We start from the raw sequence: 24517 nt of genomic DNA, 5'->3' as shown, positions 1-24517 counted from the left end.
AATTCACTATAATTGTTTGGAATTTTCCAACAATTTAAGTTTCCATTTTAAACAAAAAAATAAAACGTGCTGTAACGAAAATTCTAGCATTACAGCACGTTTTTCACTATTTTGGGCAGGAAGATGATACACCCAATGATCACCGACAGGATGGCATACACAAGCACAGCCCCTGCTGCAATATCCTTGGCCTGCTTTGCCAATGGGTGAAACTCCTCTGTTACAAGATCGACGGTACGTTCAATGGCTGTATTAACCAGCTCAAGTGAGAACATACCGCCAATCGCTAAAAGGATAAAAATCCATTCGCTTGCAGACAGCTGAAAGTATAAACCGAACAGGATAACAAGTCCCGCTGCCGTACAATGAATCCTCATGTTTCGCTCATGACGAATCGTATGGAAAATACCTGAAAATGCGAATGAAAATGAATGAAGAAGAGTGCCCTTTTTCCTACCTTTGCAGTCCGAACTCATCTAAAAGTTCCTTTTGTCTAACAAACATCTTTTTCTCGTCTTCCTCTTCTTCATGATCATAGCCGAGCAGATGAAGAAATCCGTGTACGGCTAAAAATCCAAGCTCACGGCTGAATGTATGGCCATATTCTGCCGCTTGTTCTTTTGTTTTGACAACAGAAATAATAATATCTCCCAATACCCTTGGCATATCAGCTCCGATTAGCGGGATTTCCCCTTCACCAAGCTCTTCCATAGCGAATGAGATAACATCTGTTGGCTGGTCTTTATCACGGTACTCGCGGTTTATTTCCCGGATGCGCTCATTAGTCACAAATGTAACCGATAATTCACTGCCATCCTCCACTTTTTCTTTACCCGCAGCGAAATCTAACAAACGCTCGAGCATAGCAAAATCCTCGTCCTTAAGCGTTTCGGTTTCGTCCATAAAATCAAGATTTAAACTCATGCATGCTTCACCTTCTGTTCCTTCAATTCAGGATATTTGATTCTTGAGTGGAATATCCCATTCAGCGTTTCACATAATGTATCGGCGACCATATCCAATTCCTTAATCGTAATATCGCATTCACTAAATTGATTATCCTGTAACCTGGAAGCGATAATATTTCGTACCAGTCCTTCGATCTGCTCTGGAGTCGGCTGACCCATCGACCGTACAGCTGCTTCCACACTGTCCGAAATACCAACAATTGCCGTTTCCTTTGTCCGTGCTTTCGGTCCGGGATAGCGAAATTCTTCCTCTGTGACCTCCACACCGCTTTGCATTACCTTATGATAAAAAAACTGCAGCAGTGTTGTTCCATGATGCTGTTCCGTAATATCGATAATTTCCTTTGGAAAACGGTGTTTCTTTAACAACTCTACACCATCCTTTACATGATCCATAATAACATCTTTGCTCGTCTCCGGCTTTAAGTGATCATGCGGGTTTTCGATATTCATTTGATTCTCAATAAAAAACTGCGGTCGTTTTGTCTTTCCAATATCATGATAATAACAGCCGACTCTTGCCAAAAGACCATTGGCGCCAATTGCCTCACAAGCACTTTCAGCCAGGTTTGCGACCATAATGCTATGATGATACGTTCCCGGTGCCTCTGTTAAAATCTTCCGTAAGAGGGGATGATTCGGATTAGAAAGTTCAATCAGCTTCATCGTTGACAATAGGCCAAATCCCGCCTCAAAGAATGGCAAGAGTCCAATCGTTAGGACAGCTGATAACACCCCTGACGTCAAAGCAAGCAAGACTAAGACCGCATACTCTTCTACGGAATACTGACTGTTACGCAAGAAAAGGATCGAGAATATAACCAGCACATTGACAATGGAAACAAACAGACCGGCCCGTAGTATTTTGGCCCGATGATTATGTTTGCTTAAAAACATAATCGAGGCATAACCACTGCAGAGGATATAAATCGCAATAGTCATATGGAGTGAGCCTGAAACACCTTCATTAAACATAATACTGCCGCACACAGCCATAATAGAAGTATATAGGACTGCTATTTTTTCATCGATTAATATTTTAAGCAGCATGGCTCCCACTGCTGCCGGAAAAACAAAGGCAATTTCCGAATCCGTGTACATTGGAAAAAAGCTAATCATTTTCATTAAGACAATGGAGAGAAGAAAAATCAGGCTGAACTGCATCATATAGCTGTGTTTTGTTTCATTTTTGACATCTAAATGATTAAAATAATAATACAATGCAGTGATAAAAAGGGAAATAAAAATCAGCAGCCCGGCGAACGGCTGAAGCGAGTGCTTATTATCCAGCAACCCGACGAGCTCCAGCTGGCGGAATATATCCCGGTCAATTAATTGATTTTCTTCCACGATAATCTGCCCCTGAAGAATTTTAACCGGATCGACTGCTTCTACGGCTTGATTCCTCAGCTCCTTTGTTGCCTGTGGATCATAGAATTCATTTTGAATAATGGCATATCTCCCCAGTTCAATCGTGGAATTCTTCAACCCTGTCCCTAAAGAGGTAAAACGCAGTTCCTCCTCCACTTCTTTTTTAGCATTTTCCACACTGCGCGCAGGGATACGGCGGCTCATGACTTTATTAATCGCGGTAACCGAAAGATCGCGGGCAATCGTCAATTCATCATTTGCCGTTGAAAGCAAGGTTTTTAATGACGAATCAGACAGATCCTTCGCTACAGTTTCCGATAATTTGCCTTTGAAATTATTCAGCTTTTCTGCCTCTAATTCCGCTAAGCTTAGTCCTTCCTTGTCCTCTTTTTTCGCAAAATCGCTGTTAACCTCTTTTGCAGAATTATAGATCGAAGTGATTAAATCAATCCGGTTTTGCGTTATATCCTTATTTAATATATAAACATCTTTTACTTGATTCTCGGCTTCTTTCTTTTTTTCAGCCGTACTTACTTTATCTTCAATCGTAATCGGTGAGCGGATCGTCTGCTCGGCCACAGAGAATAGGTTTAAATCCAGCTTCTCCGGCTTCACATTCTGATACATCGTGATAAAGAGAACTACTCCCAGTATAAAAAACAGAGCAACCCGAAAAAAGGTCATTCCCAGAAGGCTTCTTATTTTCAATAAATGGTGCTGCAAGTTTTTCTACCACCTTTATCTAATGAAATTTTCCTCTCACGTTATGTAAAATGATAACAGTTTTTCTAATAACTTTCACCGTTTTCTAAAATTTTCCTCAAAATAACCAATTATCCCTTCATTTTATCCATATTCCATCATTCGTAAACTTTTGTTGACCTTTATACACCTTGATGATTTAAAGCGCAAAAAACCATTCGGAAACCCGAACAGTTTTTTTTATTCTTTCGCTTCATAAGCTTGGATAATTTTTGACACTAACGGATGACGGACGACATCACTGTGCTCAAGATAAATCATGCGAATGCCAGACACATCATGGAGAATTTCTTCAGCAATCACCAGCCCGCTAGTTACGCCCTTAGGCAGGTCAATCTGGGTTTTATCCCCTGTGATAACCATTTTTGAGCCAAACCCCAGCCGGGTTAAAAACATTTTCATTTGCGCAATCGTTGTATTCTGGGCTTCATCCAGAATGACAAAAGCATCATCCAGCGTTCTGCCCCTCATATAGGCTAATGGAGCAATTTCAATAATCCCGCGTTCCATCATTCTCACCGTTTGTTCTACACCTAATACATCATGCAGGGCATCATACAGAGGACGCAGGTAAGGATCCACCTTCTCCTTTAAATCCCCAGGAAGAAATCCTAAACTTTCCCCAGCTTCCACCGCCGGGCGGGTTAAAATAATCCGCTTCACTGCTCCGCTTTTAAGCGCAACGATCGCCATGACAACGGCCAAATACGTTTTCCCTGTTCCAGCGGGTCCAATCCCAAAAACGAGATCATTTTTTTTGATGGCCGATAAATAATAGCGTTGTCCGATCGTTTTGACACGAATCGATTTTCCTTTTGCGTTCTTGGCAATTTCTTCCTCATATAAATCTTTAAAATAGCTAAGTGTTCCTTTTTTCGCCATCTTTACGGCATAGGCGACGTCTCTTTGGTTAATGTGAATCCCTTTCCGGATCACATATAGCAAGGCATCAAGAATTTGCCCGACCATTTCTACATGTTCCGGATCACCAGAAACGTAAACCGTTTCACCTCTGGTAATGATGGAAACACCAAGTTCCAATTCAATTACTTTTAAATTTGCGTCTGAATTTCCAATTAAGACAATCGCCTCATTTGAATCCTTCAGCTGTACATTCATGGTTTTTAAATCTGCTGTCATTCCGACTCTCCTTGAATAATTGGTTGTCCCTCTGCAATATTTTCGATAATTTGAAAATGTACTGATATTTTTACTTTACCATTGTCTATGGACTGGTGCAAAACATTTTCACCCTTAATCGAGGCATCCTCATCCAGCTTATCTTTAATATCAGCCCGTGCCATCTCCAATGCTGTTTCTATCGCTTCATCCTTTGAATAAATTCTTGTCTCCTGGTCTTTTTCCCTTATCGTATCACTAACAAACGAAACAGGCAGTTTCCATTTTAGAAAATTCACCGTTTTTTCATTGGATTCAATATCATAATCTTTGTATTCGGTTCTGCCAAAACCCCAAACCGGAATATTATAGTTCCATGCCTTTAAGTAAAATTTGCGTTTTTCATTTCCGTTGTACACCTGAAAGGTGCTTTTGAGCGGCAGTTCCACGTCGGAACGATACCACGTTTCCCCCCACACCTTCCCTTTAGCAGGAACCTCGATCGTTTCCCCTTCTTTTCCGATTAATCCCGAAACTAAAAGCTGTCCCTCCGCGACACTGTCATGGATATCGACTACCATCTGTCCTTCTTCCACAAACATGTCCACGATGACGGCCTTCTTTTTCGCCACAAGATGCTGTGGACTCAAGTATTCAGGCTGCTTCGGTTCATTTTTTTCCACGACTTGCAGATGATAGGTTGTCCCGTTTAATTCCACACCGACCCATGTAATCTCCTCAATACGATTCGACAGCTGGCGCTGAATCGATTCCACGTTATCAACCGACCATTGGAATTTACCAGTCTTTATCCCTATTTTGTCCAATTCCTTGCGAATCTTATACTCTGTTGCCGGATCGGCCCCGTCAATTTTAATGCCCCAAACCATATTCGATAAAAGCAGGAGCACGACTAAAAAAAATATAGCACCGACAAGAATCCCGCTGTTTTTATATAGTCTTTTCAAAAAGAACGGGACTCCCTCCCGCTTGAGAAATTCGGCACGGCAGCCACTGCCTCTTATATTCACCCTAAGCTTATGGACTTCATCAAGTTTAATTTTAAAGGTAATGGATTGGACTCCCTGGCGGCGGACATCCCAAATAGATAATCCATTTCTTGTCAGGTTATTAATGCATCGTTCAAGCCCTTTTCCGGTGATTTTGACGACGACACTTCCAAGATAAAAATTCAGCCATTGATTCTTCATTTATGTCCTCCCCCCGATACTGATCAGTGAAACCGTTCCTGCACCCGGTTTAGCCATGATTATTCCTGCAAAAAAGTGACCTGGTCAATTTTCCCCTCCAGCAAGATTTCTTCCGGTAATATCGTTTTAATCACAAATGCTTTCCCTTTTATTAATAACTGCCCTTGTTTTAACAGCAGTCTAAGTTCCTTATCAGAAAAAGTAATCAGCCCGCGGTGGTTTTCGATATAGATATGTATGTTGCCGATCATCGTAATTCGGGGTAGGTCCATCATGACATCCTGTGGAAGCTCCATATTTTTGGTAATCCAGCTGCGTAAGATGTGTCCCCACTTTTTCGCCATAAAAAAGAACCCCCTTTCATCACATATTATGAAATGAAAAGGGGTTCTAGCACCTTTTTTTCCTGCCTGCTTTAACTTCTAAAATTATTCCTCATGTATGGCTTTTTTGCTCTGGGAGGACCCAGGATTTCCGACCAAATAATCGCATCGATGACTTGATTCTCCCGGACTTCTAATTTCTTTTGTGATGTTGTTCCCGGCGTCAGCGCTGCAGGCGTATCAGCCTCCTGAGCCGTTTCAGGTACAACATCTTGCAGACCAATCGACGTTCGTTCGGCACGAACTAAGTTGCTTGCCGCGGTTTCTGCACTGCGTTTCAACTGGCGAACCGTTTTTTCCCTCGTTTTTTTTGAAATAGGCTTCGTCTCTTCTGAAACAGAACTCGCTAATTCCTTAAATAGCTCCCGCGCTTCTTCAAAAGGATTCAGCGGTCGAGGCTTATGACCGTTGCCCAACTGTTTTGGACTGCCCTGTTTTTGCGCAGAATCCTCTTTTTTCTTTTTAAAAAAGGAGGAAATAACAGCAATTAAGATAATAGCCAGAAATGGATTATCAAAGAAAAAGTTCACCTGAAGAACCTCCTTTCGCCCTTTTTAAGCTGGATTCACGACCTAGTTGCGTTTTTCATCCTTTGTTCCTGACCCTGACATCTTACTGATGGAATCACGCATATCTGTATCTGCCGTAATATTTTGCAGGTTCATGTAATCCATAACACCAAGGTTACCACTCTTCAGCGCTTCTGCCATGGCTAATGGAACCGTCGCTTCCGATTCGACAACCTTTGCTTTCATTTCTTCTACACGGGCCTTCATTTCCTGCTCAAGGGCTACAGCCATAGCACGTCGTTCTTCCGCCTTTGCCTGGGCGATTTTCTTATCGGCTTCAGCCTGCTCTGTTTGCAGGTGTGCTCCGATATTTTTACCGATATCTACGTCCGCAATATCGATCGATAGGATTTCAAATGCTGTTCCCGAATCAAGCCCCTTCGAAAGAACAGTTTGCGAAATGGAATCCGGGTGTTCCAATACTTGACTATGGTGCTCACTTGAACCGATTGTACTGATGACCCCTTCGCCGACACGGGCGATAACCGTTTCTTCACCGGCCCCCCCTACAAGGCGGTCAATATTGGCTCTGACGGTAATTCTCGCTTTCGCCTTTACTTCGATCCCGTTCATCGCCACACCGGCAATAAATGGAGTTTCAATCACCTTCGGATTCACACTCATTTGTACGGCTTCCAGCACATCACGGCCAGCTAAATCAATCGCGGCACAGCGTTCAAAGCTTAATTCAATATTAGCTCTGTGTGCGGCAATTAAAGCATTCACCACACGGTCTACATTCCCTCCGGCAAGATAGTGGCTTTCCAGTTGATTTGTGGTCACCGTTATCCCTGCTTTATGGGCTTTAATCAAGGGATTAATCACCCGGCTTGGGATAACGCGGCGCAGCCTCATTCCAATTAAGGTAAAAATACTGACCTTAACACCTGCTGCAAGAGCTGAAATCCACAGCATGACAGGGACAAATGTAAATAATACGGCTAATAAAATAAGACCAATGACTACAGCAATTAATAAAAAAGCTGTTCCTGCGCTTATCATCATAAATCACTCCTCTATTCTTTTTCAAAATCCGCAAGTTCGCGGACGACAATTCTGGAACCTTCAACTTTAATAAACTTCACCTTTGTTCCTTTGGCAATAAAACTACCTTCTGATACGACATCGATCCGCTCATCTTCCACCAGAACCGTACCTGAAGGGCGCAAATCAGTTAGAGCCATGCCGATAATCCCGAGCAATTCAGTCCGATTGCGATTGGAAACATACCCGCTTTCGGTTGTCGTTGCATCTGTTAAAATTAGCTTTTTAAAAAATTTCATTTTTCTATCATACACCTTTATCATGACGATACTTGCCAAGATGGAAACTGTAAACGCGATTAACAAAGAGAAGGCCATATGGACAAAATTGCCCGCGGCAAGGAAAAAGCTGGCTAAAAATGCCCCAAAGCCGATAATCCCAATGATTCCTCCCGGCAGCACCATCTCTAATAAAATAAGGATAATACCAGCGGCGAATAATACCAGCGGCATAATACCGGCGATGCCTGCTGTTAAATGCCCGTAAAAAAAGAGCGCAAACGCGGCAATGCCGACGAAACCGGGAAGTCCAATACGGGGCGTAAATAATTCCAGCACCAGACCTAAACAACCAATGGTTAAAAGGATCGGAATAACAGCAGGATGAATCAGAAAGTCTGTCAAATGCCCGAAAAATGAAGGATCAGCCTCGCTGCTCTTATTCATCGTACTGGCATTTGCAACTACCGGAAAAACTGTTGATAGTAGGATAAATCCAAGGGGAATCCGCAAATGAAAGCTCCGGTTCACGGTTCCAGCCTCCTTTCTTTACTTTCATTATAAATGAATACGATTCAACAAAGAAATGGTTTCAAAAATCGCAAAAATATGAAATAAGCCAAGCAAACTAAATTAAAAAGGCTGCAGAGGAATCTGCAGCCTTTTATAAGCAATAATAGATGTTTTATGAAAGATGTTGTTGTACAAGTTTATTTACAAGTGAACCGTCTGCTTTGCCCTTGACTTTTGGCATCACAGCAGCCATTACTTTACCCATTTCCGCTTTTGACGAAGCTCCCGTTTCTGAAATCGCTTGTTTGACAATTTCAGATACCTCTTCTTCCGATAGCTGTTCAGGCATGTATAGCTCTACATATTTTAATTCAGTTCGAATTTTTTCAACAAGATCATCACGACCTGCTTTATCAAATTCATGGAGGGAATCCTTACGCTGTTTTAATTCGCGTGTAAGGACAGTTAATTCTTCTTCATCAGTAAGCTCATGACCAAACTTTAGTGCTTCATTTTGCAATGATGCCTTAATCATTCGGATAACACTCAGCTTATCTTTTTCTTTGTTTTTCATCGCTTGTTTCATATCATTGTTAATGCGTTCGAGAAGACTCAATTATTACACCCTCTCTTAGAACTTGCGTTTTCTAGCTGCTTCAGACTTCTTCTTACGTTTTACGCTAGGTTTTTCGTAGAATTCGCGTTTTCTAGCTTCTTGAATAGTACCTGATTTAGATACAGTACGTTTGAAGCGTCGAAGAGCATCTTCAAGCGATTCGTTTTTGCGAACGACAGTTTTAGACATTCTCTTTCCCTCCCTCCGAGCACAACACACTTACATCAAGTACATGAAATACCATGTACTTTGCAATTATAATATAACCGTGAAACTAGGTCAACTGTATTTCTTCTTAACCTCTGTTTGATTTTGTCAAACCTTGCTTAAAAAGTGCTTTTTATTTTTCAGTAAAGCGATGATCGTGCTGTTTTAATTCTTCAACGATTTGAATACCCGCGCTTGCCCCAATTCGCGAAGCACCGGCTTCAATCATGGTTAAAGCATCATTTGCGTTTCGGATTCCCCCAGAGGCTTTCACCCCTATTTCAGGACCTACCGTCTGCCGCATCAATTTAACATCTGCTACATTTGCCCCGCCGCTGGAAAACCCTGTTGATGTCTTAACAAAATCAGCACCGGCCTTGACGGCAAGTTTACAGACCAATTCCATTTCTTCTTTTGTTAATAGACAAGTCTCAATAATGACCTTCGTAAGAGCATTGCCGCGCGCAGCATCCACAACAGCACGGATATCCTGTTCAACGGTTTCCAGATCATGGCTTTTCAGCGCTCCGATATTGATAACCATATCTACTTCTTCTGCACCATTTTCAATGGCGTTGGCCGTTTCAAATGCTTTTGTCTCGGGAGTGGCAGCACCCAATGGAAAACCAATTACCGTACATACCTTTACCCCAGTGCCCAATAAGCGCTGACTTGCCAGCTTGACCCATGCCGGATTAATACATACAGAAGCAAAGTGGTGTTGAACGGCTTCGTCACAGAGCTGTTCTATTTGCTTCTTTGAAGCATCGGCTTTTAATAATGTATGATCAATCATACCCGCAACATTCATAGTGAGGAACGGCTCCTTTCAACAAGAAGTTTACCTCTATAATGATAACATGTCCCAAAAAAACATGCGAGTTGCATGGGAAATATTTGCTAAAGAAACACGAAGTGCTGCATATAATGACGGGGCGTCACAATAACGCCCCGTATTTTGTCGAAGGAAACTGGATTAAACAGCCTTTTCTTCTGTTATTTCCGTATCTTCAAGGACACGAACAAATTTACCTTCATTGTATGGATAGCCGGCCTTTTCAATTTTCACTTTCACGATTTGACCAACCATATCTTCTGTTGCAGGGAATACAACTTTGAGATAATTATCGGAATAACCTTCGTATAAGCCAGCTTCTGGATTATCTGAAAATCTTTCTTCCGGTATCACTTCCAGCACTTCTCCCTCAAACTTAGATGCATATTCCTTGGCCAGCTGGTCAGATAAAGTGATTAAACGATGAACCCGCTCATTTTTGACTTCCTCATCCACCTGGTCTTCCATTCGCGCTGCAGGCGTGCCTGTGCGTTTAGAATAAGGGAAAACATGCAGTTCAGAGAATTGATGTTTTTGAATAAAATTGAAGGTTTCCATGAACTCTTCCTCTGTTTCACCAGGGAAACCGACAATGACATCGGAAGTGACCGCAAGTCCGGGAAGCACCTCTTTTAAGCGATCCAATCTTTCAGCAAAGAATTCCATCGTATATTTTCTGCGCATTCTTTTTAATACACTGTTTGAGCCTGATTGAATGGGAATATGCAGGTGTCTCACAATGATATTGGACTCTTTTATGACCTCGATCACTTCATCTGTAATCTGACTTGCCTCGATTGAGGAAATACGGAGACGTTTTAACCCTTTTACCTGTGCTTCTAAATCGCGAAGAAGCATCGCAAAATTATAATCCTTTAAATCCTCACCATAGCCGCCGGTATGAATTCCAGTCAGGACAATTTCCTTGTATCCTGCATCAACCAGCTGCTGCGCTTGATGGATGACTTCCTCCGGATCCCTTGAACGCAATAGCCCTCTTGCCCATGGAATAATACAAAAAGTACAGAAATTATTGCAGCCTTCCTGAATTTTCAAGGAAGCCCTTGTCCGATCGGTAAAGGCCGGTACATCTAATTCCTCATAAACACGGCTTTTCATAATGTTTCCAACCGCATTGATCGGCTCTCTTTCCTTTTTAAATTGATCGATCAGCGGCAGCAGTTTTACCCGATCCTGTGTTCCAATAACAATATCTACACCCGGAATCTCCAAAATTTCAGCAGGGGAAGTTTGTGCATAACAGCCTGTTACACCAATGATGGCATCCGGATTTTTCCGGATCGCACGGCGGATTATCTGCCGGCTTTTTTTATCCCCGGTATTCGTTACGGTACAAGTGTTTATAATATATACATCGCTCGTTGCTTCAAAATCAACGCGTTCATAGCCTTCTTGTTTAAATAATTGCCAAATGGCCTCTGTCTCATAATGGTTTACTTTACATCCCAGTGTATGAAATGCCACCTTTTGCATATTTTTCACCCCAATAATTCTAAATGATAGGAAACAGCTGATAAAAGATAAAGTGGTGCTGTTTCTGTCCGTAATATCCTCGGCCCAAGTCCGCATGCTCTAAATCCATTTCCTTCAAGCTCTTTAACTTCATTTTCTGTCAAGCCGCCCTCGGGTCCAAAAACTACAAGAAGCGTGCTTCCCGTTTTCAGTCCTTTGAGTGCATGAGCAAGTACTGATTTTTCGCCCTGCCTGGCCTGATCCTCGTAAGCAATTAATTTCACATCATATTGACTGCCCATTCTAAGCAAAGTTTGAAATGAGATGGGAGGTAACACTTGCGGGATGACTGCCCGATGTGATTGTTCTGCAGCCTCTTTCGCAATTTTCTCCCAGCGGCTCACCTTCTTTTCCGCCTTTTTTTCATCCCATTTCACAACTGAGCGGGCTGCAGTAAAAGGGATAAACCGGGCTGCACCTAATTCTGTGCCCTTTTGGATAATCCATTCAAGCTTATCCCCTTTGGGCAAACCGCTCACAATGGTTACATCAACCGGCATCTCAGCAGACTCTTCCATCCATTGTATAACATCTGCCAGCACTTCATCATCGGAAATTTTTGTTAGCGAACATAAAGCTGTTTTCCGCTCTTCGCTTACGCAAAGAATTTCTTCCTTTTCCTTCATCCGCATCACCCTTGCGATATGATGGCAATCATCGCCTGTGATCCGGAATCTGTTTTCTTGACTGTTATAATCTGCAAAATAGCGCTGCATCGTATGAACTCACCTCCCGCAAAAAAATGGTGAAAAAGGGGTGTGTAAGTGACACGGTACCCCCTTTATCTTCCCTTATTTCCTTTTCGCGATTATCGCGACCCAGTCTTCCATGTACAGTGTTTCTACAATATCAAAGCCAGCCTTTTCAATCGCATCCTTGACCTCGTCTTTTTTCTGTTTAATAATTCCCGATGCAATGAAATAGCCGTCTTTCTTGACTGTCTTGGCAGCAGCATCCGTAAACATTAGGATCACCTCGGCAAGAATGTTGGCCACGATAATATCCGCGGCAATATCGATGCCTTCAAGCAGATTATTTTGCGTAACCGTTACGTTCTCCTGCACTTTATTCAATTCAATATTTTGCTTGGCAGATTCTACAGCAACCACATCTAAATCAAGCGCATGAACATTCCCCGCCCCAAGCATCGCAGCGGCAATACTTAACACACCGGATCCGGTCCCGACATCAACGACCCTGTCGCCTTGTTTGACCGTTCTTTCTAATGCCTGGATACACATGACGGTCGTTGGATGTGTCCCCGTACCAAATGCCATACCCGGATCCAATTCAATAATCAGCTCGTCACTTTGCACCGGTGTATATTCCTCCCAAGTGGGAACAATCGTAAAGCGCTCCGAAACCTTCACGGGATGATAATACTTTTTCCATGCAGTTGCCCAATCTTCTTCATGAACCTCGGATACTGATACACTATTTTCACCAATATCAATATTATAGGAAACTAAATTGTTAATGGAATTTTTAATTTCTTCTACTGTTTCAGCCAAAAAGCTATTGAGCGGTAAATAGGCTTTGATAATAACACCTTGATCAGGATAATCTAAAGGGTTGAGTTGGTAGATTTCGCCAAATTGATCCTTCCGCTCTTTTACTAGTTCAAACGGGTCTTCAATCACAACACCGCTTGCACCTGCTTCATGGAGAATATTTGATATCGGCTCAATCGCTTCATTTGTGGTATGGATACTGATCTCTGACCATTTCATTACTTCCAACTCCTACTATAATTATTCACCCTTGAAGGCTCTTTTCATTTTCCCGAAAAAGCTGTCATCTTCTTTATCATTTGATCCGCTTGTTTCAGCAAATTCCTGAAGCAGCTGTTTCTGCTTTTCCGTCAGCTTCGTCGGTGTGATCACTTTGACGATAATATGCTGATCGCCCGTGCCGCGGCCTCTGACATTTGGAATTCCTTTTCCTCTTAAACGGAATTTCGTGCTTGTTTGCGTACCGGCCGGCACTTTTAATTTGACTTTACCATGTAAAGTTGGAACCTCTAACTCGTCACCAAGTGCTGCCTGAGCAAAAGTGATTGGCACCTCGCAATATACGTCGTCGCCGTCCCGTTCAAAAAATTCATGAGGCTGAATATGGAACACAACATACAGATCTCCTGAAGGTCCGCCGTTGATGCCTGGTTCCCCCTGACCGTTTACACGCAGCTGCTGCCCATCATCAATACCGGCAGGAATTTTCACGGCAATTTTGCGGCGTTTCTTCACTCTGCCAGTACCGCCGCAGGTTGAACATTTATGTTTAATTTCCTTACCTGTTCCATTACAGTAATGACAGACACGACGGTTAACAATTCGCCCGAATGGTGTATTTTGTTCTGTATTTAATTGACCTGAGCCATGACAATGAGAACATGTTTGTGGCTCTGTGCCTTTTTTGGCACCCGTGCCATTACAAGTCTCACAATTTTCTTCCCGCGGAATTTCAATCTCTGTTTCTTTACCAAAGACAGCATCCTCAAATTTTAACGTCATCGTATATTGCAGATCGGCCCCTTGTCTTGGAGCATTTGGATCACGTCGTCTGCCGCCCCCGCCGCCGCCAAAAAAGGTGCTGAAAATATCTTCAAAGCCGCCGAACCCGCCGAAGTCTCCTCCGCCTCCGAATCCGCCATATCCCTGATTAGGATCGGTATGACCGAATTGATCATAGTGAGCCCGTTTTTGCTCGTCACTTAATACTTCGTAGGCTTCTTTTACTTCAATAAACTTTTCTTCTGCACCCGATTCTTTGTTGATGTCCGGATGATATTTTTTTGACAGTTTTCGATAGGCCTTTTTAATTTCATCCTGCGTGGCACCTTTGCTTACGCCAAGTACCTCATAATAATCTCTTTTACTCACTGATTGCCACTCCCCGAATCATTTCACATAAAGATTATTCTAGCATTTCAATATTTGTTCATGCAACATGTTTACCTGTCTTCTAAGCAAAAAAATCAAAGCCAAGTTAAACCTGACTTTGACTTTTTTCTGTTTCTCTTTCAATTTGTAGGCTCGATACAGTTTATTGTTTATTCATGCCGTTGTGCAAATTTATTTATCGTCTTTTACTTCTTCAAATTCTGCATCTACTACATTGTCATCCTTGCTGTTTGTGCTGCCTTCAGCGCCGCCTTGTGCAGCCTGTTGTGCTTTTGCCGCTTCTTCGTAAAGCTTAACTGTTAAGTTTTGTACGATTTCTTGAAGGGCGTCTTTCTTCGCACGGATTTCATCTAAATCGTTTTTCTCGATAGCTGCTTTTAGATCGTCCTTAGCAGCATTTGCCTTTTGAATTTCTGCCTCATCAACCTTGCCTTCAAGGTCCTTCATAGTTTTATCTGTTTGGAAGACAAGCTGGTCCGCTTCATTGCGAAGTTCTACTTCTTCTTTGCGCTTTTTATCCGCTTCAGCATTCATTTCAGCTTCTTTGATCATTTTTTCAATTTCATCATCGGATAAGCCTGTAGAAGATTTGATCGTAATCGCCTGTTCTTTGTTTGTGCCAAGATCCTTCGCACGAACATTTACGATACCATTCTTATCAATATCAAAAGATACTTCAATTTGCGGGATTCCTCTTGGTGCTGGCGGAATATCGCTTAATTGGAAGCGGCCAAGTGTTTTATTGTCGGCAGCCATTGGACGTTCCCCTTGAAGAACGTGAATATCAACGGCTGTTTGGTTATCAGCTGCTGTAGAGAATACCTGTGATTTAGAAGTAGGGATCGTTGTATTGCGATCAATCAACTTCGTAAATACACCACCCATTGTTTCGATACCAAGTGACAGTGGAGTAACGTCTAGAAGTACTACGTCTTTGACATCTCCAGTAATCACGCCGCCTTGAACAGCAGCTCCCATTGCTACTACTTCATCAGGGTTTACGCCTTTATGCGGCTCTTTACCAGTTGCTTTCTTAATCGCTTCCTGAACGGCAGGAATACGAGTCGATCCGCCGACTAAGATCACTTTGTCGATTTCAGATGTTGACAATCCGGCATCTTGTAACGCTTGGCGTGTTGGTCCCATTGTCCGTTCAACAAGATGTGCAGTCAATTCATCAAACTTTGCCCGAGTTAAAGTGACTTCCAAGTGCAGAGGACCTGCTTCACCTGCTGAAATAAACGGCAGTGAAATTTGTGTGCTCATCACACCAGAAAGATCTTTTTTCGCTTTTTCAGCGGCATCTTTTAGACGCTGAACAGCCATTTTATCTTTTGACAGGTCAATTCCGTTCTCTTTTTTAAATTGATCGACTAAATAATCGATAATCACTTGGTCAAAATCGTCACCGCCAAGACGGTTGTCACCAGCAGTTGATTTTACTTCGAATACACCATCGCCTAATTCCAAAATAGAAACGTCGAATGTACCGCCGCCCAAGTCATAGACAAGGATGGTTTGGTCTTCATCTGTTTTATCTAAACCATAAGCAAGTGCGGCTGCAGTTGGTTCGTTAATAATCCGTTCTACTTCAAGACCGGCAATTTTTCCGGCATCTTTTGTTGCCTGGCGCTCTGCATCATTAAAATAAGCCGGAACGGTAATAACCGCTTTTGTTACAGTTTCACCAAGATAGGCCTCAGCAGTTGCTTTTAAATTTTGCAGTATGATAGCGGAAATTTCTTGAGGGCTGTATTCTTTCCCTTCAATCTCCTCTTTGTAGCTTGTTCCCATATGACGTTTAATCGACATAATCGTATTAGGGTTTGTAATTGCCTGTCTTTTGGCAACTTCCCCCACCTGGCGTTCGCCATTTTTAAATGAAACAACTGAAGGAGTTGTTCGGTTGCCTTCTGGATTAGGAATTACCTTTGGTTCTCCGCCTTCTAGCACAGCAACGCAGGAGTTTGTTGTTCCTAAGTCAATACCAATAATTTTACTCATTTTACCATTTCCTCCCAATCAATATGTAGCTACTGATTTACCTTTACCATCGCAGGACGAATCACTCTGTCCTTTAATACGTAGCCTTTTTGAAATTCGTCAACAACAATATTAGACTCGAAGTTTGGATCCGCTGCCTGCATCACTGCCTGATGAAAGTTTGGATCAAATTCTTTTCCTGTTGCTTCGATTGGCTCTAAGCCTTCTTTTTTCATCGCGTCCAGCAAACTGCGATATACCATTTCCATTCCTTGTAAAATAGCTTTCGCTTGTTCATTGTCCGCTTCCATTTTCAGCGCCCGCTCAAAGTTATCTATTGCAGGCAATAGATCAGTCAATAAACTTTGTGCTCTATATTTTTCGGCTGCAGCAAGATCAAGTCTTGCACGGCGACGAGAATTGTCAAAGTCTGCTTGCAAACGAAGCATGCGGTTTTCAGTTTCTTCCAGCTTTGCTTCCAGCTCAGCAGTCTTTCTGCAAGCCTCCTCCAGTTCGCTTTGTAATTGTTCTACAGAAGGAGCTGTACTCGTTTCTGCACCACCTTGAGCCGGTTCTTCAGCAAGCTTATTTTCAACTGTCTCTTCTGTTTCCTTTTCATCAGTTTGGACAGTTAACTCTTCTTGAGATAGATCCTTTTCTGTCACCATCGTCACCTCCTCAACATATTAGTTCACATTGTGAATCATGATTGTATATGAACATATTGAAAGGGATGGAAAACACTTCCACCCTTATCAATATTTCCACGACTATTTCGTTTGATACAATTCTGTCAGTACAGTTGATAAGTCTTTCGCTAAAACCTGCATAAGACTGACAACACGGGAATACTTCATCCTCGTCGGTCCAAGGATCGCAATCGAACCAAGCTGTTCTCTTCCAACTGAATACGTGGCCGTAATTAAACTGCAGTCTTCCATGGCCGTGTTATTATTTTCCCTGCCAATGCGAATGTGAATTCCCGTTGGATTTTTCCGCAGAATGTCATAAAAATCATCTTCCTGTTCAATCAGTTTTAACAGATTGCGCACTTTATCGATATCATTAAATTCAGGCTGACTGAGCATATTGGTTTTGCCGCCAAAGAACAGCTTTTCATTATGAGTCAGCTTTAAGGAATCGGCAAGGTTATACATAATGGCATCATAATGATGAATATGCTGGCGTAACAGAACGGCTACTTCTTTAAAGATATTATCATTTAAGCGATCGAGTGAAACCCCTGTTAAGCGATCATTTAAAATGTTAACAAGTTTCTCGATATCACTGGCATCGAGTGATTCCGGCAAATGAAACATCTTATTCTCTACATGACCGGTATCTGTTACGATAATGGCGATAGCCGTTTCTTTATTGAGCGGAACAATTTGAATTTTTTTCAGCTTATTATCCCTGGCCATCGGACCAAGAACAATGGCGGTGTAGTTCGTTAGCTCAGATAATATTTTCGCTGAGTTTTTTACGATTAATTCCATTTCATAAATACGCTCAGCAAATATGGATTTAATTTTGTGAATATCCTTATGCTCTAATTTCTGCGGCGACAGCAAATGATCGACATAGTAGCGGTAACCTTTTTCAGACGGAATCCTGCCTGATGAAGTATGGGTCTTTTCAATAAACCCAAGTTCTTCTAAATCTGCCATCTCATTACGGATTGTCGCGGAACTATACGTAATTTCATCCTTTTTCGCCAAACTTCGAGAACCGACCGGCTGTGCATTTTGGATGAAATCATCAACGATCACCTGCAAAATAAGCAATTGTCGATCAGTCAGCAATCTTCATCACCTCTGTTAGCACTCTTTAAGCCCGAGTGCTAATTCTAATAATAAATTATCAAATAAACTGGTATGATGTCAATAATAACGCAGTGTGTTTTTTCAAACTTCGCAGTACAAATGTCGAAATTTAGCAAAAAGCAGCAGGTGAATGAATTTCGCCTATTCACCTTTTATTATATTAACCATTTTATAAATGTTGATTAAAAACGATTCGGATGCTGCACTAATCTGGTGATCACAAAAATGCCTGGAAGACCTCGTTGCCTAAAAAACGCCCCTGTCTCGTCAAGGATATATACCCACCCGTAACCTGAATCCATTTTTTTTCGCTTAGCTCTTCTATTTGCTCCTTAAAATAGTGCAATGGATTATCGCCATACTTTTCCTGAAAAATGGCGATCGAAACACCTTTCGTTTTGCGCAATCCGAGAAACATTTCTTCCTCCATCATTTCCCTTTGCGTCACCGTGTGTTCCTCATAAACAGGTAATTTCCTTTCTTGAAGCGGGGTCATATATTTCTTCAACGGTCCGTAATTAGACATGCGCACTCCGTTCAAATAGCTGTGTGCACCAGCCCCAAAACCATAGTAATGGTTATTATCCCAATAGGTTAAATTATGACGGCTCTCATATCCGCTTTTGGCAAAATTGCTGATTTCGTATTGTTCATAGTGATGCTGTTCCATTTTCTCCATCAATAATTCGTACATGGCGGCTTCCGTATCCTCACCCGGCAGTTCCAGCTTTCCCTTGTTCAGCAATTGATAGAATACGGTTTTCGGTTCAACGATGAGAGAGTAGCCGGAAAAATGCGTCGTCTCCAGGGAAAAAGCCGTTTGCAGCGTTGCTTTGAAATCAGCAAGTGTCTGTCCAGGAAGGCTGTAAATCAGATCAACACTTATATTATCAAACCCGGTTTTCCTTGCAGAGGCCAAGGAACGGAACACATCTTCCGCTTTATGTGTTCTGCCGATTTTTTTTAACAGTTCATCGTTAAAGGACTGGACACCAAAGCTGAGACGATTAACTCCGGATGCATATAACAGCTTAAGCTTATCCTCTGATAAATCCCCGGGATTAGCCTCGACTGTGAATTCTGTCTCCTTATTCAGCGGTAAATACTTATGAATAACGGCAAACAGCCTGTCCAGCTGAGCAACTGTCAGCGCTGTGGGTGTTCCCCCGCCGATAAAAACGGAATGAAGACTTTCAGCGGGCAGACGTTCCAACGTAAGCACGATTTCCGCCTCCAGTGCCGTAATATACTGTTCTACCGGCTGTCCTTGTAAAAATACTTTATTAAAATCACAATAATGGCATATATGTTCACAGAATGGAATATGGATATAGGCTGCTTTCACCATGGTCTTTATCTCCTTACAATAGGAAAAAGAGGCTTAGTCCGCTTTATTGGAAAACAAAGCAGCCAACCTCTTTTTTTATCTATAATCATCTAGTTTGGTAACCCATTATCGATAAAAATTATTTCTTTGTGTTACTGCTGTCATCCATTTTCAGCACAGCCATAAACGCTTCCTGCGGCACTTCTACAGAACCTACCTGCTTCATGCGCTTTTTCCCTTCTTTTTGCTTCTCTAAAAGCTTACGTTTCCGGGAAATATCACCGCCGTAACATTTAGCCAATACGTTTTTGCGCATCGCTTTAATGGTAGACCTTGCGACAATTTTTTGTCCAATCGCCGCTTGCACAGGAACTTCAAACTGCTGGCGTGGAATCAGCTCTTTTAGTTTCTCGACAATCACTTTTCCGCGTTCATAGGCAAAATCCCTGTGCACGATAAAGCTTAGTGCATCAACTGTTTCAGCATTTAAGAGAATATCCATTTTCACCAGCTTCGATGGTTTATAGCCGATCAACTCATAATCAAAGGAGGCATATCCTTTTGTACTTGATTTCAATTGATCAAAGAAGTCATAAACAATTTCCGAAAGCGGAATTTCATAGATAATACTTACCCGTTTTTCGTCCAGGTACTCCATATTAACGAAATTCCCGCGTTTATTCTGGCAAATCTCCATAATGGCGCCAACGTAATCATTGGGAGACATCATTGTTGCTTTGACATAAGGTTCTTCAATTTTTTCAATTTTTTGCGGATCCGGCATGTTGGATGGGTTATCTACCTTTATCATTTCTCCATCTGTCAGGGTTACTTCATAAATAACACTTGGCGCTGTTGTGATCAAATCAATATTGAATTCACGTTCAATCCGCTCCTGAATGATTTCCATATGAAGCAGACCGAGAAATCCGCAGCGGAATCCAAAGCCTAATGCCTGCGAAGTTTCCGGTTCAAATTGCAGTGCGGAGTCATTTAATTCAAGCTTTTCTAAGGCATCACGCAGGTCATTAAATTTAGCACTGTCAATCGGATACAACCCGCAATAGACCATCGGATTTAAACGACGGTAACCCGGCAGCGGTTCTGCCGCACCATTTTTCGCATTGGTAATCGTATCCCCGACACGGGTATCACCAACGTGTTTAATCGAAGCCGATAAATAACCTACGTCGCCGACTGTTAATTCATCAACCGCCAGCGGTTTCGGATTATGAACACCGACTTCCGTTACTTCAAACTCTTTTCCGGTTGCCATAAAGCGGATTTTGTCTCCGACTTTAACCGTACCATCGACAACCCTAATCGAAACGACTACGCCGCGGTATGCATCGTAAATAGAATCAAAAATAAGCGCCTTTAACGGAGCATCCGGATCACCGGACGGTGCAGGCACTTTCTCGACAATTTGTTCAAGAATCTCTTCGATTCCGATACCCGCCTTTGCCGAAGCAAGTACAGCTTCAGAAGCGTCTAATCCGATCACGTCCTCAATTTCCTGTCTGACACGTTCAGGCTCTGCACTTGGCAAATCAATTTTATTTATAACCGGAACGATTTCCAAATCATTATCCAGCGCTAAATACACATTCGCCAGCGTTTGGGCTTCAATTCCCTGCGCTGCATCGACAACGAGGACAGCCCCTTCACAAGCTGCAAGAGAGCGCGATACCTCATAGGTAAAATCCACGTGTCCCGGAGTGTCGATCAGGTGGAAAATATAGGTCTCTCCATCTTTAGCCTGATGCTTTAATTGTACGGCATTTAATTTAATCGTAATGCCTCTTTCTCTTTCCAAATCCATCGAATCGAGAAGTTGCTCCTTCATTTCTCGTTTAGTCAATGCCTTCGTTTTTTCTAAAATCCGATCAGCTAATGTCGATTTTCCATGGTCGATATGAGCAATGATGGAAAAATTGCGGATTTTTTCCTGCCTTTTTAGTCTTGCTTCTCTATCCATAACGTTCACTCCTACTAACATCCACATGTACACTAGTTTTGATTATATCAGCAGGATTGTGAAGATTCAATAATTCATTTTTATACGCCATGCCCTTTACATTTCATAAAGGTTCGAGTGCAAAAGGAACAAATGCCCGCCTTTTTATACATGGTCCTGAATAAGACTGACGAAATAATCAATCATATTTTCTGTCGTGCCGGAAACAATTTCTGCTATTTTTTTCCCTAACGAGGAGAAGAAATTATAAGCCTTCAGTTCCTCCAGCTCTTCTTTTTTCTTTTCAAGATCATGACTTGAGACTTCATTTCCGAGGATGGACGCTTCTATTTCTCCGCCATCCTCCTGAAGTGTGAGTGCCCCTTTTAAACCTTGATCGTCATAGCCCTTCATTTTATGAATCCCTTCATTTGCCTGCTGCATCCCGAATAATACAGAGATAAACATTGCACTTGCAATTAAAATTGCTTTTGCCATAAAACGCTTCAATCACAAACACCTTCTTTTCTAACTTTCCTGACCCGGTTCGGAAACAGGCTGATTTACCTTCTCGGCCTGCCAGTAATATTCACTTACCACGTCTGCCAATGCTTCTGCTGATCGATTTAATTCTTCAAAGGTGTTATCCACTCCGCCAAACTCGACAAGAATGGCATGTTCGGATAAATCCTGATTAAACTTGCCATTTGTCCCTGCACCGGCCTTTGTAAACGTTCCCCGGCTTAATCCATTGTATTTTTGCTGCAGCAGGTCATGTAATTGATTGGCAAAAGCAAGATTCTTTTCATAATTTGCATGTTCACCGCCAACAATAAAGGCCAATTTCGCGTAAGACTTGCCATTGATCATGATTGAAGTATGTTGTTTTCGCCGTGAATCCCGATGAATATCGATTAAATAGGTTAAATCGCGGTCGCCTGAAACCGCTGCCTCGACAATCTCCCTAGATTCCTGATAGGACTGGACATAGGACCAGCCTTTTTTTGACAGATTTGCTTGTACATCGGTTTTATCTACCACGGTTCCGATTCCGCGTTTTTCCAATTCCTCTTTCAGTTTATCGCCAATTCGCGTCACATTTAATTGCGAATGAAAAGCAAGATTGGGGTTTGTTACCCCTTCTAAATACGGGAGAAATGATTCACGATTATGGGTAAAATAGACATACACTACTTTCCGATCACCTGTAGAATTAGGCGGCGATTCTGGTGATTCAGTGCCAGACCCGCTTTCCAGCCCTTCAATATTCTGCAAGGCCGCTTCCTGTTCGGCATGTAAAATCTCCATTGGAGGTGCGGATTCAATTGGCATATTGGTATAATTTGTTCCTTCCCCCGCGACTAAAATCTCTGTGTCAAACAAGGAAAATGCCGGCAATTCTCTTCCGAGTAAACTCCTTGGGTCATCAAGATTAATATTTGTAGTCAGCTTAAATAAATAAGCCGAAAGTTTAGGCGTTAAAGCTTCCGCTGGCAGCCCATCTAAAAAGTAATGATTTTCCCAGCCCATTAGGTGATAAAGCATCTCTCCTGTTATATTTGACGCTGCCGAATTTACTGAATTGGAAGCCGGTCTATACTGCGGATTTAACGATGTTAATAAACCGCTGACTGAAAAAATAAGCAAAAGAAACAGGATAAAGCCAATAACTGCTTTCACAATGCTTGTCCCTTTGACTGCGATCATGACACGGTCGAATTTTTGCGATTTCATTATCCCACCTCTTCTAAGCAATTCTACTAATTAATATGTAATTGCTAGAAAAGATAGAACATAAAAAAAAGCGAAAGAAGGCTTGCTATCTGGTATAAAATCCTGTATTATCCTGGTTCACCTTCTCGTGCAGACTCGCATTTAAGCCGTTAGCGAGGAGATTGGCCATGTCTTCGATAAAGACATCTACTTCCTTCGGCGTCACCATCAGGTTATGTCCAAGCGGTGCCAGCACTTCATAAATCAGCTTTCTTTTTTCATCCTCTGAAAGGGTTCCCACCATTCCCAAGAAGGTATTGCGGTGATGCTCCTCAGGTAAATCCTCCTCCGTCAGCTTTTTGCGTTTGCCAAATGTCATTCCTGCCGGTGCCAATGAACGGGAAGGACGGTTTCCTTCACGCAGTTCTTTTCCAAAATGTTTCAAAATATAATCAATAGTATCGCTTGTAATCGAAACGGCGTCGACAACAGTGGGCACCCCGATCGCGATCACCGGAATTCCGAGTGTCTCTTTACTTAACTCCTTACGCTTATTTCCTACACCTGAACCGGGATGAATCCCTGTATCTGAAATTTGAATGGTAGAATTCACTCTTTCAATCGAACGTGCTGCGAGAGCATCGATAGCAATGACAAAATCCGGCTTCGTTTTTTCAATCACGCCCATGATAATATCGCTTGTTTCAATTCCGGTCAGACCCATGACTCCCGGTGATAAGGCACTGACAGGACGATATCCTTCTTCCACACTTTCAGGCTGCAGCTCGTACAGATGTCTTGTAACTAAGACATTCTCACAAACCTGCGGCCCAAGAGCGTCCGGTGTCACATTCCAGTTTCCTAAGCCCACGATTAAACAAGAGGCATCCTTTTGGATCCCGCATTGCTCGATGAAATGGGAAAATTCCTTGGCAAATGCATTTTCTACTTTCATTTGCAATTCTGAATCTCCCTGTCTGATCCCGATCACTTCAAGCGTCAAATATTTCCCTTGTTTTTTCCCAATCGTTTTTTCCCCTTCTTTCGTTACCTCAACAAAGGAAACTTTGATATCATCCTCTTCTTTTTCCTTTATAATGACTCCTTCAATTTGTGAAACATTTTTCTCTTTCCCGACATGTGTCTCTTTTTCAAGCACCATTTCACGCGCTTCAATGGCGAGGTCGGTTCTGACAGCATATTGGCTTAAATCGAGCGAATCCTTCATATTTGAAATCCCCCTGCTCATTTTTTTCATACGTATACCTTCCATTTTTTCCGTAATGAGGATAATTCATTCACAATGATCAGGAAACCATCTCCATTCCTCTCTAAATTCAACAGAAGATCTTGCATAATTGATTTTCCTTTGATAAAATATCATTTGTTGTTAACTAACGATATTGATGAATGTAAAGTCGAGTTCATATAGTCTCGATGTTTTTTTTAGGAGGTGAATGGA

The 24517-nt window shown here is 42.1% G+C and carries 23 protein-coding genes and 1 pseudogene; all 24 read right to left on the bottom strand.

Annotated features, from left to right (window positions below; genetic code table 11):
* Window positions 1–89 precede the first annotated feature (89 nt).
* The 24 genes and pseudogenes from HNR53_RS12820 to gpr all read right to left on the bottom strand — a co-directional run bounded on the left by HNR53_RS12820 (window position 90) and on the right by gpr (window position 24283).
* On the bottom strand, window positions 90–476 hold the full coding sequence (locus HNR53_RS12820) for a diacylglycerol kinase family protein (RefSeq protein ID WP_184526528.1): 387 nt from the start codon (window positions 474–476) through the stop codon (window positions 90–92).
* Window positions 454–924 (bottom strand): rRNA maturation RNase YbeY, encoded by a 471-nt coding sequence (ybeY, locus tag HNR53_RS12815; protein ID WP_184526526.1) that lies wholly within the window; start codon window positions 922–924, stop codon window positions 454–456. Before ybeY ends, HNR53_RS12820 begins: the two co-directional genes overlap by 23 nt.
* Window positions 921–3023, bottom strand: coding sequence for an HD family phosphohydrolase (locus HNR53_RS12810; protein ID WP_184526606.1), 2103 nt, complete (start codon window positions 3021–3023; stop codon window positions 921–923). Before HNR53_RS12810 ends, ybeY begins: the two co-directional genes overlap by 4 nt.
* Window positions 3024–3281: 258 nt before the next feature.
* Entirely contained in the window at window positions 3282–4241 is a 960-nt protein-coding gene (locus HNR53_RS12805) for a PhoH family protein (RefSeq protein ID WP_184526524.1), read from the bottom strand.
* Window positions 4238–5431 (bottom strand): sporulation protein YqfD, encoded by a 1194-nt coding sequence (gene yqfD, locus HNR53_RS12800; RefSeq protein ID WP_184526522.1) that lies wholly within the window; start codon window positions 5429–5431, stop codon window positions 4238–4240. Before yqfD ends, HNR53_RS12805 begins: the two co-directional genes overlap by 4 nt.
* A gap of 59 nt (window positions 5432–5490) precedes the next feature.
* Window positions 5491–5775: a sporulation protein YqfC gene (gene yqfC / locus HNR53_RS12795; RefSeq protein ID WP_184526520.1), complete on the bottom strand. Its 285-nt coding sequence runs from the start codon at window positions 5773–5775 to the stop codon at window positions 5491–5493.
* Window positions 5776–5846: 71 nt separating this feature from the next.
* Entirely contained in the window at window positions 5847–6344 is a 498-nt protein-coding gene (locus HNR53_RS12790) for a hypothetical protein (protein ID WP_184526518.1), read from the bottom strand.
* A gap of 42 nt (window positions 6345–6386) precedes the next feature.
* Window positions 6387–7385, bottom strand: coding sequence for a flotillin-like protein FloA (gene floA / locus HNR53_RS12785; protein ID WP_184526604.1), 999 nt, complete (start codon window positions 7383–7385; stop codon window positions 6387–6389).
* A gap of 14 nt (window positions 7386–7399) precedes the next feature.
* Window positions 7400–8080, bottom strand: a pseudogene (locus HNR53_RS12780) (NfeD family protein); the annotation flags it as partial.
* Between the two features lie 250 nt (window positions 8081–8330).
* Entirely contained in the window at window positions 8331–8774 is a 444-nt protein-coding gene (locus tag HNR53_RS12775) for a GatB/YqeY domain-containing protein (RefSeq protein WP_184526516.1), read from the bottom strand.
* Between the two features lie 15 nt (window positions 8775–8789).
* Window positions 8790–8963: a 30S ribosomal protein S21 gene (gene rpsU, locus HNR53_RS12770; protein ID WP_015595024.1), complete on the bottom strand. Its 174-nt coding sequence runs from the start codon at window positions 8961–8963 to the stop codon at window positions 8790–8792.
* Between the two features lie 151 nt (window positions 8964–9114).
* Window positions 9115–9792, bottom strand: coding sequence for a deoxyribose-phosphate aldolase (gene deoC, locus HNR53_RS12765; protein WP_184526514.1), 678 nt, complete (start codon window positions 9790–9792; stop codon window positions 9115–9117).
* A gap of 165 nt (window positions 9793–9957) precedes the next feature.
* Window positions 9958–11310 (bottom strand): tRNA (N(6)-L-threonylcarbamoyladenosine(37)-C(2))-methylthiotransferase MtaB, encoded by a 1353-nt coding sequence (mtaB, locus tag HNR53_RS12760; protein WP_184526512.1) that lies wholly within the window; start codon window positions 11308–11310, stop codon window positions 9958–9960.
* A 5-nt stretch (window positions 11311–11315) separates the two neighbouring features.
* Window positions 11316–12065, bottom strand: coding sequence for a 16S rRNA (uracil(1498)-N(3))-methyltransferase (locus HNR53_RS12755; RefSeq protein WP_184526510.1), 750 nt, complete (start codon window positions 12063–12065; stop codon window positions 11316–11318).
* Between the two features lie 75 nt (window positions 12066–12140).
* A complete protein-coding gene (gene prmA, locus HNR53_RS12750) occupies window positions 12141–13079 on the bottom strand; it encodes a 50S ribosomal protein L11 methyltransferase (RefSeq protein ID WP_184526508.1) in 939 nt (312 codons plus the stop codon).
* Window positions 13080–13100: 21 nt separating this feature from the next.
* Window positions 13101–14231 (bottom strand): molecular chaperone DnaJ, encoded by a 1131-nt coding sequence (gene dnaJ / locus HNR53_RS12745; protein WP_184526506.1) that lies wholly within the window; start codon window positions 14229–14231, stop codon window positions 13101–13103.
* A gap of 192 nt (window positions 14232–14423) precedes the next feature.
* Window positions 14424–16256: a molecular chaperone DnaK gene (gene dnaK / locus HNR53_RS12740; RefSeq protein ID WP_184526504.1), complete on the bottom strand. Its 1833-nt coding sequence runs from the start codon at window positions 16254–16256 to the stop codon at window positions 14424–14426.
* Window positions 16257–16285: 29 nt separating this feature from the next.
* The gene (grpE, locus tag HNR53_RS12735; RefSeq protein ID WP_184526502.1) at window positions 16286–16903 is read right to left on the bottom strand and encodes a nucleotide exchange factor GrpE; all 618 of its coding nucleotides are present in this window, start codon (window positions 16901–16903) and stop codon (window positions 16286–16288) included.
* Window positions 16904–17005: 102 nt separating this feature from the next.
* Window positions 17006–18037, bottom strand: a complete 1032-nt coding sequence (hrcA, locus tag HNR53_RS12730; RefSeq protein WP_184526500.1) for a heat-inducible transcriptional repressor HrcA — start codon at window positions 18035–18037, stop codon at window positions 17006–17008.
* Between the two features lie 238 nt (window positions 18038–18275).
* Window positions 18276–19406 (bottom strand): radical SAM family heme chaperone HemW, encoded by a 1131-nt coding sequence (hemW, locus tag HNR53_RS12725; RefSeq protein ID WP_184526498.1) that lies wholly within the window; start codon window positions 19404–19406, stop codon window positions 18276–18278.
* Between the two features lie 118 nt (window positions 19407–19524).
* Window positions 19525–21363, bottom strand: a complete 1839-nt coding sequence (gene lepA, locus HNR53_RS12720) for a translation elongation factor 4 (protein WP_184526496.1) — start codon at window positions 21361–21363, stop codon at window positions 19525–19527.
* Between the two features lie 144 nt (window positions 21364–21507).
* Complete coding sequence (locus tag HNR53_RS12715) at window positions 21508–21852, bottom strand: YqxA family protein (RefSeq protein WP_184526494.1); 345 nt, start codon at window positions 21850–21852, stop codon at window positions 21508–21510.
* 18 nt (window positions 21853–21870) lie between these two features.
* A complete protein-coding gene (gene spoIIP, locus HNR53_RS12710; RefSeq protein WP_184526492.1) occupies window positions 21871–23076 on the bottom strand; it encodes a stage II sporulation protein P in 1206 nt (401 codons plus the stop codon).
* 85 nt (window positions 23077–23161) lie between these two features.
* Window positions 23162–24283: a GPR endopeptidase gene (gpr, locus tag HNR53_RS12705; protein ID WP_184526600.1), complete on the bottom strand. Its 1122-nt coding sequence runs from the start codon at window positions 24281–24283 to the stop codon at window positions 23162–23164.
* Between the last annotated feature and the right edge of the window lie 234 nt (window positions 24284–24517).

Origin of the sequence: Bacillus benzoevorans (assembly GCF_014207535.1) — a bacterium.
GTDB lineage: Bacteria > Bacillota > Bacilli > Bacillales > Cytobacillaceae > Bacillus_BD > Bacillus_BD benzoevorans.
This window is presented reverse-complemented; position numbering and strand designations above follow the sequence as displayed.